Below are 16,168 nucleotides of genomic sequence, written 5' to 3'. Positions count from 1 at the left end.
GGAGAGCGGGGCGGCTCCGTCAATGCCGACCAGCCGTGTTAGAACGCGCCCCCGCCCGCGGCTCGCACCACGGTGATCAACACCGCAGCGAACACTGCCGAGGTGATGACGCCCGAGATGTTGCAGCCGAGCGCGTGCGGCATGATGATCGCGCCGGGGTTGACCTCGGAAACGCACTTCTGGGCGACCTTGGACGTGGTCGGCACGCAACTCACGGCGGCGATGCCGATCACCGGGTTGTAGTTGATGCCCTTGCGCTTGTACCAGAAGTACAGCACGTAGCCGCCCATGAGGCCGCCGAGTCCCGAGAAGGTGAGCGCGATGATGCCGATGATCAGCAGGATCAGCACCTCCGGCTGGAGGATGGTGCTGGCTTCACACAAGACGCCCAGCAACAGGCCCAGGAAAAACGTCGCGCCATAGAGGATGGTGCTGCTGAACAGTTCGTGGAAGTGGGTGAGACCGCTCTCGCGGATCACCACGCCGGTGAACAGCGACAGAAACAGCGGCGAGGCCACCGGGAAGAGGAGACAAAGAGCGGTCGCCGCCACGACGGCGAACACGATTTTTTCGTCAGGCGTGATCGTACGGGTTTTCTCGGGCGGCATCGCCAGTCCACGGATGTGTCGCGGAACCAGCGCCTTGATCATGAACGGATATCCGCCGTAGGTGAGGCCGAGATAGAGGTAGGCCACCACGGTGATTGGCACGAACAGGTCCTCGGACAGCATCAAGGCCGCGAACAATACCATTGGTCCGTCGGCGCCGCCTATGGTGGCCGTGGCCGCCGCGTCTGCCAGCGGCAGACCCAACAGGATCGCGAGCGGCAAGGCGACAAACGTCCCCAATTCGCCGCAGAGGGCAATGAACATGCTCTTGAACGGACGCGCCATGACGAACCCGACGTCGAGCAGCGAGCCGATGCCGAGGAACACAAGGCAGGCGATGAGACCGTTCGAGAAGGTGAACGAGTAGACAGGCTGCAGCCACTGGATCTGTAGCATGTTGGCCCACTGCGCCCCCTCCGAGATGAGGGGACTGAGGAACAACGTGCCCTTACCCATGTGCGTCACAGGGTCCACCTGATCCGGGAGCACCATACTTGGTGGCACGAACATGACGGCGGCGTTGATGGCCGCCATGCCGAGTCCCATCGGGATCATGATCAGGGCCTCGAGCACGCCCTTCTTGCCGAGATAGATGAGGAGGAAACCGGTCGCGATGAGGGCGATCCTCCCGATCATCAACGCCGGATCGGAATCCGCTAGGGTCGCGATACCTTGGAAGATCTGCAGGAATTCGATGTCGCCCATGGCGCTGCTCCGCGCCTAGGAGATGGTCATCAGGGGCTGACCGGCGTCGACCGCTTCACCGACCTTGACATGGATCTTCGATACCGTGCCCTCGTGATCCGAGGCGATGACCTGTTTCATCTTCATCGCCTCGATGATCGCGACCTGATCGCCGGTCTTGACCTTGTCGCCTTCCTTGACGGAGATCTCGATGATGACGCCGCCCATCGGCGCGGTCTTGTCGCCAGCGCCCGCCGCGGGTGCAGCGGCCGGTTTGGCGGCCGGCGCAGCGGACGGGGCGGGCCGGGCGACCGGAGCGGCGGAAGTCGCCGTCATCCCCGGCGCGGGATAGAAGGTGCTTCCGGCGTCTTCGCTGACGTCCTCCACAGTGACGTCGTAGACCTTGCCTTCAACGGTAATCTTCAACTGCTTAACCATTTTCCCTACCCCTCAACTTCGAAAATGTCACCCTCAGTCGGCTGAGCGCCGGGGCGAATGCGATGTCTGATGAATGGCCCGGCCGGTGGTGCGCCATCCGACCGAGGTCGTGGCCTCGGCGATGTGAACCAGCCGATGCGCCCCGATGTGCGCGTAAACAGCCGCGGCGATGACCGCCGCGTGTTGCGCCGTTTCGTCGATCGGCTCCGGCTCGGCAGCAACGGAGATCCTGACCGCTGCCGACGCCGCCGCGGCCTTGCCCCCGCCATGCATCCTCTCGAGCGACTTGACGATACCCCAGATCAGGAGGGCCGCCGCAAGCGAGACGACGATGGTCATCACGTAGCCGAAAAACGCAGTACCTAATGCACCGCCGACGGAGGTCGTCACTGCTTCCTGCATTCTTTCTTCCCTTGTTTCATGGCCGTCAGCTCTGTTTCAGCACCGCCAGGTCAAGGCCCGGCGCGTGGAACCGGCGGTTAGAGTGGGATGTTGCCGTGCTTCTTCGGCGGGCGCATTTCGCGCTTGTTCAGAAGCTTGCGCAGCGACATCGACAGGACGGAGCGGGTGCGCGCCGGCGCGATGATGTCGGTCACGTAGCCACGCGCCGCGGCCATATAAGGCGACGCGAATTCGGCTCGATACTCTGCCACCAGCTCCGCTCTGAGCTTGGCCGGATCCTCGGCCTGCTTGAGCCGGTCCCGATGCAGGATGTTGACGGCGCCATCGGCGCCCATCACTGCGACCTCGGCGGTCGGCCACGCGTAGACGACATCGGCGCCGAGATCCTGGCTGCACATGGCGAGGTAGGCGCCGCCGTACGACTTGCGAAGCAGCAGGGTGATCTTCGGCACCGTGCAGCCCGAGTACGCGAACAGCATCTTGGCGCCGTGGCGGATGATGCCGCCCCGTTCCTGCTCGATGCCCGGCAGGAACCCGGGAACGTCGACCAGGGTGGTGATCGGGATGTTGAACGCATTGCAGAAGCGAATGAAGCGGGCGGCCTTGTCGGACGAGTCGATGTCGAGGCAACCGGCCTTTTCCATCGAGTTGTTGGCGAGGAAGCCGACGACGATGCCCTCGACCCGGCCGAACCCGACGATCATGTTCTTGGCAAAACCCGCATGGACCTCGAGGAATTGGCCGCCGTCGACGAGGCGCAGCAGAATGGCGTGCATGTCCATGGCGGACGACGGATCCGACTGCACCAGCTTGTCCATGCCGCTGTCGTCCGCCATCGTCACGGCCGGGGTCGGCCGGTGCGGCGGATCGTCGGAATTGTTCGAAGGCAGGTAGCTCAACAACTGCTTGGCGATGTCCAGCGCGTGGCGGTCGTCATCGGCGACGAAGTGGACGTTGCCGCTCACCGTGGCGTGCATCACCGCGCCGCCCACGTCCTCCATGCTGACCTCGCGCCCGGTCACCGCCTTGATAACCTGCGGACCGGTGATGAACAGCTGGGCGTTGTCGCGGGTCATGATGATGAAGTCGGTCAGCGCCGGCGAATAGGCGGCACCGCCGGCGCACGGCCCGGCGATGATCGAGATCTGCGGCACGACGCCCGAAAGGATCACGTTGCGGTAGAACACCTGGCCGTAGCCGGCCAAGGCGTCTACGCCCTCCTGGATGCGGGCGCCGCCGGAATCGGCGATGCCGACCAGCGGCGTACCGTTCTTCAGCGCGTAGTCCATGCCCTGGATCATGCGCCGCGCATGCATGTTGCCGAGCGAGCCGCCGAGCACGGTAAAGTCCTGGCTGAAGGCGGTCACTTGGCGACCATCGACATAGCCGGTGCCCGATACGATGCCGTCGCCGGGATAGTCCTCGTCCTGCATCCCGAAAGACGTGCACTGATGCTTGATGTAGGCGCCGATCTCCTGGAAGGTGTCCGGCTGGAACAGGTATTGGAGCCGTTCACGAGCGGTCATCAGGCCTTTCTCGTGACGTTTGGCGATTTTTGCCGCACCACCGCCTTCGAGGACTTTCTTGCGACGTTCCCTGAACGTTTCGAGAATTTTGGCGTCAAGAGGCATGTTCTTCGCAATTCTCCTGGGTGGCGCCGGAGAGGCGCTCCGGTCCACGTGTCCCCATCCACCCGGCAACGGTCGTCATCGCCGGAAACGATCCTGCGGCCCTTGACGTTGACGTTTTGCACAACGTCAACGTTCTGCCGCGCAACTCCGAATTTTCCCCCTAGCCGGCGCACATTCCGGCTGCACGAGGCAGCGGAAATTAGGGCGGACCCGACAAGCTTGTCAAACTAATCCCTCGTTCCGCATGGACGGCTGCAGTATCGCCCGAGCGCGGCGCGCGTGGCTAATTCGCGTTCACACGTACATGCTTGCGAGCTTCGCTCGGCGGCGCCGTCACGGAGCCGCGTCCAGGTGCGGGTTGAGCGTACCGACGTTCGGGGTGGTGCGAGGCAATACCTGGAACGGCACCTTGTCCTCGACTGGACACGGCGAACGGGAGGCCTTGCGCACCATGGCCATAAGCGCGGTTAGCACCGCAACGGCGGCGATGGCGTAGAACAGGCCCTGCGGGCCGGTTGCCTCCATTGCAGCCGAGGCGGCGAGCGGACCGAGCGCCGCCCCGACCCCGTAGGTGACGATGAGGCCGCCGCTGACGCCGAGACGTTGTCGCGGCTCGATGCGGTCGTTCGCCTGAGCCGCACACACCGGATAAAGAGAAAACAACGTGCCGCCCAACAGCGGCGCCAACAGCCGCAGGTCGAGGGCGCCGCCGTCGTGGGTCACGATGACGGCGCCACTGACCGCCGCGATCAAAGCGCTGATCGCGGCGATAACGACCCGGCGGTCGACGCGGTCGGAGACGTAGCCGATCGGCCACTGCATAACGATGCCGCCGACGATGGCGAAGCCCATAAATTGTGCGATTTCCGGCAGCGACAGCCCAACCTGTTGCGTGAACAGCGGAACGAGCCCGTAGAAGGCGCCGAGCATGCACCCCGAGGCAAGGGCGCCGACCGCGGCGATCGGCGAGCCGTTGAACAGGCGGACGATGGAGATGCGTGCCGGGCGAGGACGTTTCGGGCCGGCGATGCGCGCCGCGGCCACCGGGACGATCGCCAGCGAGACGAGGACGGAGGCGACGACGAAGAGGCCGAAGCCGGACGGATCGTGGATCGGCAGCAGAATCTGGCCGAGCCCCTGGCCGAGATAGAGCACTACCATGTAGAGAGACAGCAGCCGGCCGCGCACGGCGTCGGTCGCCTGCTGATTGAGCCAGCTTTCCGTACACATGAACAGTCCCGCGAGGCACACGCCTTGCACAACGCGCAAAGCGGCCCACGATGCCGCCCATGGGAACAGCGGGTGCATCAGCATCGCAGCCGACAGGAACGACGCGAACGTCGCGAAGGCGCGAATATGGCCAACGCTGGCGATGAGGCGGTTGCCGAACAGGGTGCCGATCACCAGCCCCATGAAGTACGCGGCCGACACCGCGCCAATCACGTGGCTGGCCGCATCGGCCGCGCCGAGACGCACCGGAATGGCGCTGCCGACCACGCCGGCACCCGCCATCAACAGAAACACGCCGCAGAACAGGCCAAAAAGGGAGAGCGCGATGGCTCTCATCGAAAACACTCCCTCCGTCCGTACCGGAGGCGGATGAACATGGCTGCTGCTGTTCCGGATCCGCCCCTGAATTGAATTTGCAAGATGTCTAACCTCGCTCTATCAGAGCGTCCCGATGGCGTGAACAACCAATGCAGGCCGTTGGCGGCCGACCTCGCTCAAGAATCCGGTAAGCCTCTTCCAGTGAAGGACTTTCCCCGAGGCCCCCCGGCCGATACGGACCCTCCGTTGAGACGTCCGGTTGGGTCTGCCGCTCTTGATTTCCGGAGGGAGGCGAGGCCATAACCGTGACATGGACGGCAACAGCGCAAACCGGATCGGCATCGTCGGCGCCGGCGCGTGGGGGACCGCGCTCGCGACGGTCGCGGCGCGGGCGGGTTGCGACGTCATGCTGTGGTCGCGAGAGCCTGACGTGGCGGACGACATCAACGACCGGCACGAGAATGCGCGGTTTCTTCCCGGCGTTCGACTAGGCGCCGCGATCCGGGCAACCGCTGATATCGAAGCGGCGACGAACGCAAGGACGGTTTTGCTCGCGGTTCCGGCCCAGCACCTGCGCACCGTCCTTGCGGAGGCTGCCGGATCGTGGCGGCACGACACCTGCGCGGTGATTTGCGCCAAGGGCATCGAGACCGAGAGCGGCGCGCTGATGAGCGCAGTCGTCGCCGAGGCGCTGCCGGCGGCGCCGGTTGCGGTGTTGTCCGGACCCAGCTTCGCTGCGGAAGTGGCGCGGGACCTGCCGACCGCGGTCACTCTGGCCAGCGCCGATGCCGGGGTGCGGACTGCGGTTCCACGAGCGCTCGGCACCCCGCATTTCCGCATCTATTCCAGTTCGGACGTGGTCGGCGTCGAAATCGGCGGCGCCGTCAAGAACGTGCTCGCCATAGCAGCCGGCATCGTCAGCGGCCGCGGCCTCGGAGAGAACGCCCGCGCCGCGCTGATCACTCGCGGCCTCACGGAGATGGCTCGGCTGGCGGCGGCGCACGGGGCGGATCCGGTCACCCTCATGGGCCTTTCCGGCCTCGGCGACTTGATCCTCACGGCATCGGCCACGCAGTCGCGCAATTTTTCGTTGGGCGTCGCCCTCGGGCGGGGCGAAGCGCTGATGGATATTCTTGCAGCGCGAAACGGCGTCACCGAGGGGGTGACGACGGCGCCGTCCGTTGCCGGACTGGCGCGACGGCGCGGTGTCGACATGCCGATCTGCTTCGCCGTCGATGCCGTGCTCCATCGCGGCGCCGACATCGACGCCACGATCGCCGCGCTCTTGTCCCGGCCGCTGACCACCGAAGAGTTGTAAAGCACCATGTTCGCAGCGACGACCAAGGGATGGATGGGAGAGAAGGAGGCGCCATGTTGTTCATGATCACGTGCTGGGACAAGCCGGGCCGGGAAGCGTTGCGGCTGGAGACCCGATCGAAGCATCTCGAGTATCTGGGGCGTTTCAAGGACCGGGTGTTCGCCGTCGGACCGCTGCAGAGCGACGACGGGACCGCCATGATTGGAAGCCTGCTGCTCATGGAATTTGCGGACAGGCAGGCGGCCGAGGCCTTCACTGCCGACGATCCCTACGCTCGGGCGGGGCTGTTCGAGAGCGTCATCGTCCGCCGCTGGAAAAAGATCATGCCCGCGGACTGACTGCGGCGATAGCGGGTGGGCGATAGCGGGTAGGCGATAGCGGGGGGCGCGGAGATCATCATGGCGTACTGGCTGGTGAAGTCGGAGCCGGAGGCTTGGTCGTGGGAGCGGCACGCCGCAGCCGGGGTCGAGCCGTGGGACGGGGTGCGCAACCACCAGGCCAACAACAACATGAAGGCGATGGCGGCGAGCGACCAGGCCCTGTTCTATCATTCCGGCCGCGACAAGAGCATCCGGGGGGTGCTGGAGGTGGTGCGGAAGTGGTACCCGGATCCGCAAGATGCGTCCGGGCGCTTCGGCATGGTCGACTTCAAGGCGCTGTTCCCGCTGCCCCGTCCGGTGCCGCTCGCCGAAGTCAAGGCCGAGCCCCGCCTCGCCCACATCGCCCTGGTGAAACACACCCGGCTCTCGGTGATGCCGATCGACGATAACGCCTGGCGCCTCCTCTGCAGGATGGGCGGCGTCGAAGACACGGACGAGGGGAGCGGCGCCTCGTGACACTCGTCGCGGTCTGTGCGGACGACGATGTCGAGGAGGGCGGCTCCGCCGGGTTCAGACTGGAGACCCAGGACGGTCCGCTCCGCTTGATGGTGATCCGCAAATGCGGTGCGCTGCACGTTTACGTCAATGTCTGCCCGCATCGCCGCTTGCCGCTCGACTTCCACCCCGGCCGCTTCCTCACCGAGGACGGCCGGCATATCCTCTGCACCAACCACATCGCTCTGTTCCGCCTCGAGGACGGAGTGTGCGTCGACGGACCGTGTCGCGGCCAAGCCTTGCAGCCGGTGCCGTATACCGTGAAGGGCGGCGTTCTCTTCGTAACCGTCGGACCGGAACGGCAGGCCTGACCGTGGGCGCCGCGCTGAACCGCACTTGTGTCCGCCGGCGAATTCGAGATAAACCAGAGCCGAATTGCAACGAAGCTGGCGCCCTCCGGGCCGCCCAACAAGATCGCAAATGCTTTTAGACCCCGTGGGGAGGATCACGACGCCATGACAGACCAGATCTATCCGGTACCCGAGTCGTTCGCCAAGGACACGTGGTGCACCAAGGACCAGTACCAGGCGATGTACAAGCGCTCCATCGAGGATCCGGAGGGCTTCTGGGCCGAGCAGGCGAAGCGCATCCACTGGTTCCAGAAGCCGACGCAGATCAAGGACGTCAGTTTCCAGGCCCCCGATGTCCACATCAAGTGGTTCCATGACGGCACCCTCAACGCGTCCTACAACTGCCTCGACCGGCATCTGGAGGCGCGCGGCGATCAGGTCGCGCTGCTGTGGGAAGGCGACGACCCGAGCGTCAGCAAGTCCGTCACCTACCGGCAGTTGCACACCGAAGTGTGCAAGTTCGCCAACGTTCTGAAGGCCCACGGCGTCAGCAAGGGCGACCGCGTCACCATCTACATGCCGATGATCGTCGAACTGCCGGTGGCGATGCTGGCGTGCGCGCGCATCGGCGCCATCCATTCCATCGTGTTCGGCGGCTTCTCGCCGGACTCGCTGGCGGGCCGCATCCAGGACTGCGACTCGACGGTTGTGATCACGTCGGACGAAGGGCTCCGCGGCGGCCGGCCGATCCCGCTGAAGGCCAACACCGACAAGGCGCTGGAGGCCTGTCCCGGCGTCAAGACGTGCATCGTCTTCAAGCACACCGGCGGCAAGATCGGCTGGGTCGACGGTCGCGACATGTGGTGGCACGATCTGATGGCGGACGCCTCGTCGGACTGCCCGGCCGAGCAAATGAACGCCGAGGATCCGCTGTTCATCCTCTATACGTCGGGCTCGACCGGCAAGCCGAAGGGTGTGCTGCACACCACCGGCGGCTACATGGTCTACACCTCGATGACCCACCAGTACGTGTTCGACTATCGCGACGGCGACGTCTACTGGTGCACCGCCGACATCGGCTGGGTCACCGGCCACAGCTACATCGTCTACGGGCCGCTCGCCAACGGCGCCATTTCGGTGATGTTCGAGGGGGTGCCCAACTATCCCAGCCCGTCGCGGTTCTGGGAGGTGGTCGACAAGCACCACGTCAACATTTTCTACACGGCGCCGACGGCGATCCGCGCCCTGATGCGGGAGGGCGAGGCTCACGTGACCCGGACCAGCCGCAAGTCGCTGAAGCTGCTCGGCACCGTCGGCGAGCCGATCAACCCGGAGGCGTGGAACTGGTACTACACGGTGGTCGGCGACAGCCGCTGCCCGATCGTCGACACGTGGTGGCAGACCGAAACCGGCGGCATTCTCATCACCCCGCTGCCGGGCGCCATCGCGCAGAAGCCGGGCTCGGCGACCCTGCCGTTTTTCGGGGTCCAACCGCAGATCGTCGATGCCGACGGACAGGTGCTGACCGGCGCCACCTCCGGCAACCTCTGCATCACCGACGCATGGCCGGGGATGATGCGCACCGTTTTCCAGGACCACGAGCGGTTCATTCAGACGTATTTCTCCACCTACAAGGGCAAGTATTTCACCGGCGACGGCTGCCGCCGCGACGAGGACGGCTACTACTGGATCACCGGCCGGGTCGACGACGTGATCAACGTCTCCGGCCACCGCATGGGCACCGCCGAGGTGGAGAGCGCGCTGGTCGCCCATCCGAAGGTCGCCGAGGCGGCGGTCGTCGGCTTCCCGCACGACATCAAGGGCCAGGGCATCTACGCCTACGTCACGCTGAACGCCGACGAGGAGCCGTCGGAGGATCTGCGGAAAGAACTGATCAAGTGGGTCCGGACCGAAATTGGTCCAATCGCCAGCCCCGACGTCATCCAGTGGGCGCCGGGCCTCCCCAAGACCCGCTCCGGCAAGATCATGCGCCGCATCCTCCGCAAGATCGCCGAAAACGACGTCGGAGCCCTGGGCGATACCTCCACCCTGGCCGACCCGGCGGTGGTCCAGGACCTCATCGACAACCGCGCCGGCGCGGCAGTATAGCACCCTGATCTTTCAACGCCCGGCAACGGCGGGACCCAGTCGGTCCCGCCGTTCCAGGTTTCGCCTCTCGAATCCACGCAGGGCGCTCGGAGCGGTGTATCCGCGAGCGGGGGAAGCGGGGCCCTGTTTCGATCTGCGGTTTTGATGAACGTCAATGACATTCGCTGCTGATTGCGCGACGGTTGCACTCTCGACTGCGACAGGAGTCAAGCATGATCGACGTGGCAACGCTGACGGAACAGCACAACGCCATTCGCGAAGCAATGGCCGAGGTCAGCCAGACCATTGATCGCGGCAACGTTGCCTCCCATGCAATGGCCCTCCACACGCTCTTGAACGAAATAGCAGGGAAAGTCCAAGAGCATCTCCGTGTGGAGGATCAAGACCTCTATCCGTTGCTGGTCCAGGACAGCGACGTCAAAGTCAAGAAGATCGCCACGCAGTTCCGAGACAACATGGGCGGATTGGCAGAGGAACTCAGCGGGTATATCGAGCGGTACAGCCGCGACGGTGATATCGTCAAGGATATCTCCGTTTTCAGCTACGAAACGCGCGGCATCTTCGAGCGTCTGCGCCATCGCATGCGTCGCGAGGAAGAAGACCTCTATCCCCTGCTTGCTTCCGGCGTGTGACGCTGCGAGCCTTCAATCCCGGCACATCCGCATCCGGAACTCAATCCCCCTTCGTCGCGCTCATACTTGACGCCCGGCACCTTCGCAAAACATCATTCGCAGCGCCTGCCGTAGATGACGGATGATCCGTTCCGCCTTTCGGCGGGCAGGCGGCTTTCATGGATCGGCGAAGGCGATGAGGCGGCCGCAGGCTAGGGCGCCGGTCCAGCAGACGAGGGAGATGGCGGCGTGGACGGCGAGGCGGCGGCGGCTGGCGGTCTCGAGAAGGAAACCGTGGGCGCGGTGGAGCGCCAGTGCGGAGAGGGTTCCCGTAACCACCAGCGCCAGCTTCGCCTGCAGGACGCCGATGCCTGCATACTCGCGCGCCCGCACCGAGAACAGCAGGATCCCGGCTGCGACCGCCAGGGCCAGCCCGGCCGCCGCCACCGGCACCAGCACCCGCACCAGCGCTGCCCGGGGAACGGCCGGCCAAGCGCCGAGGAAGCGCAGGTGCAGCGGCATGCTCGCGCCGACGAGCAGCGCGATGCCGAAGATGTGGGCGGCGTTGACCGCGGCGTAGCCCCAGCGCGATGTCCGCAGCGCCTCTGCGACCGCCCAGCCCTCTGCCCCGGCCAGCACCGCATCCACGGTCCTCAGTCGCGCCCGGGATAGAGGATGTACTCCCGCTCTCCGAGATAGAGGCGCTCGACCTTGAGGCGCTTCTCGGACGGATCGGCCGCCGGCTCGCCGATTGCCCGGATCTCGACCCCTTCGGCAAGGTCGCCGTCTTTCAGGCCGGCGCGCTCGTTGCGCCACGGCTGGCCGACCTCGACGACCCAGGTTTCGCCGTCGACGTCGACCTCAAGGATGCCGTGGGGATTGCCCAGCCTGACCGCCTTGATCACGCCCGTCAGTTCGATGTTGCCGCTGGTCGTCCACGCCCAGCCGTGATGGGCAAAGGCGCCGGTTGCCGGGAACAGCAAAGCGATGGCGACCAGCGCCGGAACGAGCAGTCTCATGATCGTCTCCCATCCTTGTGCAGGACGTGGGCCGAACCCTCTGTGCCACCGCGCCGGAATCCCGCCGCGCCCGTCCTCAGCGATTGTCCCAGGAAAAGACTTGGGGAGACTCCGCCGGAGGTCAACTCTCCGGGGCACACGGCCGGCCGGGTGATCACAACAGGCCGAGCAGGCGGTTGCGGTCCTGGGCGACCAGCGGGGCGAAGCGGCGGCGGCGGGTTGACCAGGATTCCGTCTTGGCCTGGTCTTCGATTGTGCGCGCCAGCGCCGCCACGTCGCATGCTTCGCCGCGTCGACGGGCCTCGGCCATGCGGCGCGCCGTCTCGGCGTTGGTGTCGCGGATCGGCGCCCCGACACCGGACTGGAACTGCGCCAGCGCGGCGAGCCAGCCCTGAACCTGGCGCGGCGACAGGTCGATGTCGCTGGCGGGATCCGCCGCCGTCAACAAGGCGGCGACGATCGCCGGCTTCGGATCCGGAAGCTCGCTCTCGTCGCAGACCTCCTGCGGGCCGAGTTGCAGCGCTTCGAGCGTGCTGCGGTAGCGCCCGATGATGGCGGCCACATCATCGGATGCTTGGGGCACGTCGCGCGTCATCGAACGCCTCCTGTGCTGGAACTTCGTCCAAGCCCGGCTCGGCTTCGACATCGTCAACTGCGTCGAGTATGGGGGCTTGGTGGAGCCACGCGAGGAAAAGGGTGTAGCCGAGCGCCAGCACGACCGAGCCGACGAACAGGCCGATGATCCCCGACGCGAGGAAGCCGCCAATGGCCCCGACGAAGATCACCACCATCGGCACGTTCAGCCCGCGCCCCAGAAGGACCGGCTTGAGGAGGTTGTCGGTGGCCGTCACGAAGACGCACCATACCAGGAAGACGACTGCGGTCACCGTGTCCGCCGCGGAAAACACATAGATGACGGCCGGGACGATGACGGGCGCGACGCCCACCTGGATGACCGATAGCAGGAGGCAGATCAGTGCCAACAGCCCGGCGGCCGGTAGTCCTACCGCCAAGAAACCGAGCCCCGCCAACAGCGATTGGATGAGTGCCACGCCGAGAATGCCGCGGGCGACACTGCGGATCGTCGACTGGGCAAGCGCCGCGTACTCGGGTCCGCGCTCGCCGATCAGGCGAGTGGCAACGGCATGCGCCGAGCGCTGGCCGCCGTCGGCATGGGCCAGCATGACGCCGGCGAGGATGATCGCGAACACGAACTGCAGGATCGCGAACCCGACCCCCGCCGCCGCGGCCAGAAGCCACGATCCGACGTCCTTGAGCTGAGGGCCGATCTGCGCCAGCGCCGCTTCCAGATTGACCGATGCGAGCGTCCAGAAGGCGGCGATCGGGGCGCCGATCACCGGCCACCGGCCGACGCTCTCCGGCGGTGGCGGGATCGGCAGCCTGCCGTCCGCCAGGTACGTCGCCAGTTCCTGTGCGCCGTCGACGAGAGTGCCGGCCAGAAGCACCGTCGGCCCGATCAACAGAACCAGCCCTAATACGGTCAACGCAGTCGCCGCGAGGCCGGAACGCCCGGACCACGCCGCCCGCAGCCGCTCGTAGCCGGGGAACGACGCAATGGCGATGATGAGCCCCCACACCACCGGGATGATGAACGGGCGGACGATCTGGAAGCACCAGGCGATAAGCAGCAGCACCAGTCCGATGCGGATGGTGATCTCCAACGCCCGGTTGAGCGAGACCTTCTCGCCCGTCGACGGGCCGGTCAATGTCACGGGTGCGTTACCTCTCGACAAACCTGGATCGTCATGGAACAGGCGCGGTTCGGCGCGTGACCGTGGCCGTGGGCCGTGCGCAGCCATCCACAGTACCACGCCACATACGTTTGGCCACGGCTTCGTGGCTGTTCAAGCGGCGGACCTGCGCCTCAGGCCGGCGATGGTGACGCCGATCTGCCCGACGATCAGCGGCGTCAGGCTGCCGATCAGCACCACGGCCCACTCCTTCGGCCCGATTTCCACCGTGTGCAGGAGCGAGGACAGGAACGGGATGTAGACGGCGGACAGCAGCAGCACGCCACACACCGCGATCGCGCCCCAGACGTACGGGTTGCGCACCAGATTGTTGGTGAAAAGGCCGCTGTCGCGCGCGCGCATGTTGAACACGTGCCAGAGGCGGGCGAAGCCGTATGTCAGGAACGAGATGGTCACCGCCGTCGCCTCATCCACACCCAGCACCAACAGCGCATAGGCGAAGGCGGCAAGCATGGAGGCGGCGATCAGCGTGCCGAAGCCGCCGATCGTCAGCCAGGAGTTGCGCGTCAGCAGCGGCTCCCGCGGATCACGCGGCGCATGGGTCATCACCTCGGACTCGCTCTTGCTGACCCCTATCGCCAGCGCCGGGAAGACGTCGAGCAAAAGGTTGAGGAACAGGATCTGCAGGGGCAGCAGGGGCAGCGGCGCGTTCATCAGCGCCGCAGCGGAAACGGCGATGATCTGGCCGAGGTTGCCCGACAACAGAAACACCACGAACTTGCGGATGTTGCTGAAGATCGCGCGGCCCTGCTCGATCGCCATGACGATGGTCTCGAACGCGTCGTCCTGGAGCACCACGTCGCTGGTTTCACGCGCCACCTCAGTGCCGCGCTTGCCCATGGCGATGCCGATATCGGCTTTCTTCAGCGCCGGCGCGTCGTTGACGCCGTCGCCGGTCATTCCGACGATTTCGCCTTCGTCCTGGTAGAGGCTGACCAGGTTCAGCTTCTGCTCGGGCGACACGCGCGCGAAGATCGAGGTCTTCCAGATGCGCTCGCGCGCTTGCTCATCGGCGGCGTCGAGATCACCCAGGTCGCGGCCGCGCAGCACCGACGGCTGCTTCTCGTCGACGATCCCGATGGCGTGGGCGATGTTGGCGGCCGTCTCCGGCTGATCGCCGGTCACCATCACCACCCGGATGCCGGCGCCGCGGCACGCGGCGATGGCGCCCTTGACGCTTTCCCGCGGCGGATCGTAGAGGCCGACAAGGCCGAGGAGGGCGAGGTCCCGGTACGGCTCGGCGCCGGCGTCGTTGACCGTCCGCTCGGCCATCGCGAGAACGCGAAGGCCTCTCGCCGCCATGTCCCGGTTGCGCTGCAGCCACTCCTGCCTCGCGTCGTCGCTGAGCGTCTGGTCGCCGCCGTCGTGGCCACGCACGTGCGTGCAATGGCGGAGCACGGACTCCGGCGCACCTTTGACCGCGACCAGATAGGCGCCGTCGTCGGTGCGATGATACGTGGCCATCATCTTGGTTTCGGAACCGAAGCTTTCCTCCCGCTCCTCCGGCAGCGCCTCGATGAGGTCCCGCCGCCGCATGCCGGCCCAGGCGGCGGCCTCCAGCAGCGCCACTTCGGTGGGATCGCCGCGAGACCCCATCTGCTCGTTCCCCGGCTCGCCTTCGCCGAGCGCGGCGTTGGTGCAGAGCACGCCGGCCCGCAACATCGCCTGCAGGTCGTGCCGCCGCTCCACATCCACCGGCTCGCTGTTGTCCTGGAATTCGCCCAGGCCGCGGGTGCGAACCACGTCGATGTTGCCGGCCGGCAGGGCGACCTGATGCAGGGTCATGCGGTTCTCGGTGAGGGTGCCGGTCTTGTCGGTGAAAATGACGGTGGTGGCTCCCAAGGTTTCGACCGCCGAAAGCTCTTTGACCAGGGCGTTGCGGCGCGCCATGCGCCACATGCCGCGCCCGAGTGCTACGGTCGCGACGATCGGCAATCCCTCCGGCACGGCGGCGATCGCCAGGATGATCGCCGTCTCCACCATCAGGAACAGCTCCTTGCCGGCAATGATGCCGGACACCGCGACGACGATGCCGACGGCGATGACCAGATAGATGAGACGCTGGCCCAGATGCTCGAGCCGCCGCTCCAGGGGCGTGCCCTGATCCTCCGCCGCGCTGACCATCTCCGAGATTTTGCCGATCTCGGTGGCGGTGCCGGTGGCGACGACGACGCCGATGGCCTCGCCGCGGGTGACGGCGGTGCTGCTGAACGCCATGTTGGCGCGCTCCGCCAGCGGCGGGTCGTCGTCGTCCAGTGCATTGGAAGACTTGCTCACCGGGACCGACTCCCCGGTCAGCGCCGACTCGTTGCAATGCAGGACACCCACGTCGACGAGGCGGAGGTCGGCCGGCACCACGTTGCCTTCCTCGAGGATGACGATGTCGCCGGGCACCAGTTCGGCGGCATCGATCTCGGTGCGTGCGCCGCCGCGGATCACCGCAGCCGTCGTCCGGCCCATCTTGCTCAAGGCTTCCATGGAGCGCATCGCCTTGAACTCGGTGACGAAGCCGATCACCGCGTTGATCAGCAGGGCGGCGGCGATGGCGATGCTCTCGACGACCTGCCCGAATGCCGCGGCAGTCGCTGCGGCGATCAGCAGCAGGATGACGACGGGGCTCTTGAATTGAGCGAGAAGGATCGCCCAGGCGCTCCTCGCCTGTTTTTCCTCAAGGCGATTGGGGCCGTGTTGCGCATAGCGGCGCGCCACTTCGGCCTCGTCAAGCCCGGCCTCTGAGGTTACGTCGAGAGCCTTCAGGAGTTCGGCGACTGTTCTGGAATGGGCGTCTGTGAGCACGCGCGGATCCGGTGGTGGTTGTGCAAGGTCCCCGGCCCCTTACCCGACGCCGAGCCGCGCGGCAAGC

At 66.0% G+C, this 16,168-nt stretch carries 16 protein-coding genes; 6 read left to right on the top strand and 10 right to left on the bottom strand.

Translation table 11 applies throughout. From position 1 onward, the window contains the following. Window positions 1–38 precede the first annotated feature (38 nt). The 5 genes from IPM60_03130 to IPM60_03110 form a co-directional block, all read right to left on the bottom strand. Window positions 39–1,313 (bottom strand): sodium ion-translocating decarboxylase subunit beta, encoded by a 1,275-nt coding sequence (locus tag IPM60_03130; protein ID MBK8906912.1) that lies wholly within the window; start codon window positions 1,311–1,313, stop codon window positions 39–41. A gap of 15 nt (window positions 1,314–1,328) precedes the next feature. After that, window positions 1,329–1,730 carry an acetyl-CoA carboxylase biotin carboxyl carrier protein subunit gene (locus IPM60_03125; protein MBK8906911.1) on the bottom strand — a complete coding sequence of 134 codons (402 nt, stop codon included), beginning with the start codon at window positions 1,728–1,730 and terminating at the stop codon, window positions 1,329–1,331. Window positions 1,731–1,763: 33 nt separating this feature from the next. Continuing rightward, window positions 1,764–2,132, bottom strand: coding sequence for a hypothetical protein (locus tag IPM60_03120; protein MBK8906910.1), 369 nt, complete (start codon window positions 2,130–2,132; stop codon window positions 1,764–1,766). Window positions 2,133–2,209: 77 nt separating this feature from the next. Continuing rightward, on the bottom strand, window positions 2,210–3,763 hold the full coding sequence (locus IPM60_03115) for an acyl-CoA carboxylase subunit beta (GenBank protein MBK8906909.1): 1,554 nt from the start codon (window positions 3,761–3,763) through the stop codon (window positions 2,210–2,212). Between the two features lie 333 nt (window positions 3,764–4,096). After that, entirely contained in the window at window positions 4,097–5,329 is a 1,233-nt protein-coding gene (locus IPM60_03110; GenBank protein MBK8906908.1) for an MFS transporter, read from the bottom strand. Between the two features lie 292 nt (window positions 5,330–5,621). Here IPM60_03110 and IPM60_03105 point away from each other — a divergent pair, with 292 nt between their 5' ends. The 6 genes from IPM60_03105 to IPM60_03080 all read left to right on the top strand — a co-directional run bounded on the left by IPM60_03105 (window position 5,622) and on the right by IPM60_03080 (window position 10,535). After that, a complete protein-coding gene (locus IPM60_03105) occupies window positions 5,622–6,629 on the top strand; it encodes an NAD(P)-dependent glycerol-3-phosphate dehydrogenase (GenBank protein MBK8906907.1) in 1,008 nt (335 codons plus the stop codon). Window positions 6,630–6,682: 53 nt separating this feature from the next. Further along, on the top strand, window positions 6,683–6,967 hold the full coding sequence (locus IPM60_03100; GenBank protein MBK8906906.1) for a YciI family protein: 285 nt from the start codon (window positions 6,683–6,685) through the stop codon (window positions 6,965–6,967). Window positions 6,968–7,027: 60 nt separating this feature from the next. Then, window positions 7,028–7,465 (top strand): EVE domain-containing protein, encoded by a 438-nt coding sequence (locus IPM60_03095; protein ID MBK8906905.1) that lies wholly within the window; start codon window positions 7,028–7,030, stop codon window positions 7,463–7,465. Beyond that, the gene (locus IPM60_03090; GenBank protein MBK8906904.1) at window positions 7,462–7,815 is read left to right on the top strand and encodes a Rieske 2Fe-2S domain-containing protein; all 354 of its coding nucleotides are present in this window, start codon (window positions 7,462–7,464) and stop codon (window positions 7,813–7,815) included. Before IPM60_03095 ends, IPM60_03090 begins: the two co-directional genes overlap by 4 nt. A gap of 144 nt (window positions 7,816–7,959) precedes the next feature. After that, window positions 7,960–9,903, top strand: coding sequence for an acetate--CoA ligase (acs, locus tag IPM60_03085; protein ID MBK8906903.1), 1,944 nt, complete (start codon window positions 7,960–7,962; stop codon window positions 9,901–9,903). A 212-nt stretch (window positions 9,904–10,115) separates the two neighbouring features. Next, a complete protein-coding gene (locus IPM60_03080) occupies window positions 10,116–10,535 on the top strand; it encodes a hemerythrin domain-containing protein (GenBank protein MBK8906902.1) in 420 nt (139 codons plus the stop codon). 156 nt (window positions 10,536–10,691) lie between these two features. Here the strand turns inward: IPM60_03080 and IPM60_03075 are convergent, their stop codons facing one another. The 5 genes from IPM60_03075 to IPM60_03055 all read right to left on the bottom strand — a co-directional run bounded on the left by IPM60_03075 (window position 10,692) and on the right by IPM60_03055 (window position 16,101). After that, window positions 10,692–11,162, bottom strand: coding sequence for a hypothetical protein (locus IPM60_03075; protein MBK8906901.1), 471 nt, complete (start codon window positions 11,160–11,162; stop codon window positions 10,692–10,694). A 5-nt stretch (window positions 11,163–11,167) separates the two neighbouring features. Next, window positions 11,168–11,533 (bottom strand): hypothetical protein, encoded by a 366-nt coding sequence (locus tag IPM60_03070; GenBank protein ID MBK8906900.1) that lies wholly within the window; start codon window positions 11,531–11,533, stop codon window positions 11,168–11,170. A gap of 154 nt (window positions 11,534–11,687) precedes the next feature. Next, complete coding sequence (locus tag IPM60_03065; GenBank protein MBK8906899.1) at window positions 11,688–12,128, bottom strand: hypothetical protein; 441 nt, start codon at window positions 12,126–12,128, stop codon at window positions 11,688–11,690. Beyond that, entirely contained in the window at window positions 12,097–13,353 is a 1,257-nt protein-coding gene (locus IPM60_03060) for an AI-2E family transporter (protein ID MBK8906898.1), read from the bottom strand. Before IPM60_03060 ends, IPM60_03065 begins: the two co-directional genes overlap by 32 nt. A 45-nt stretch (window positions 13,354–13,398) precedes the next feature. After that, entirely contained in the window at window positions 13,399–16,101 is a 2,703-nt protein-coding gene (locus IPM60_03055; GenBank protein ID MBK8906897.1) for a cation-transporting P-type ATPase, read from the bottom strand. Window positions 16,102–16,168: the final 67 nt, after the last annotated feature.

Source organism: Rhodospirillales bacterium (assembly GCA_016710335.1).
In the GTDB taxonomy this organism is placed as follows: Bacteria; Pseudomonadota; Alphaproteobacteria; order Rhodospirillales; family Defluviicoccaceae; genus JADJXQ01.
This window is presented reverse-complemented; position numbering and strand designations above follow the sequence as displayed.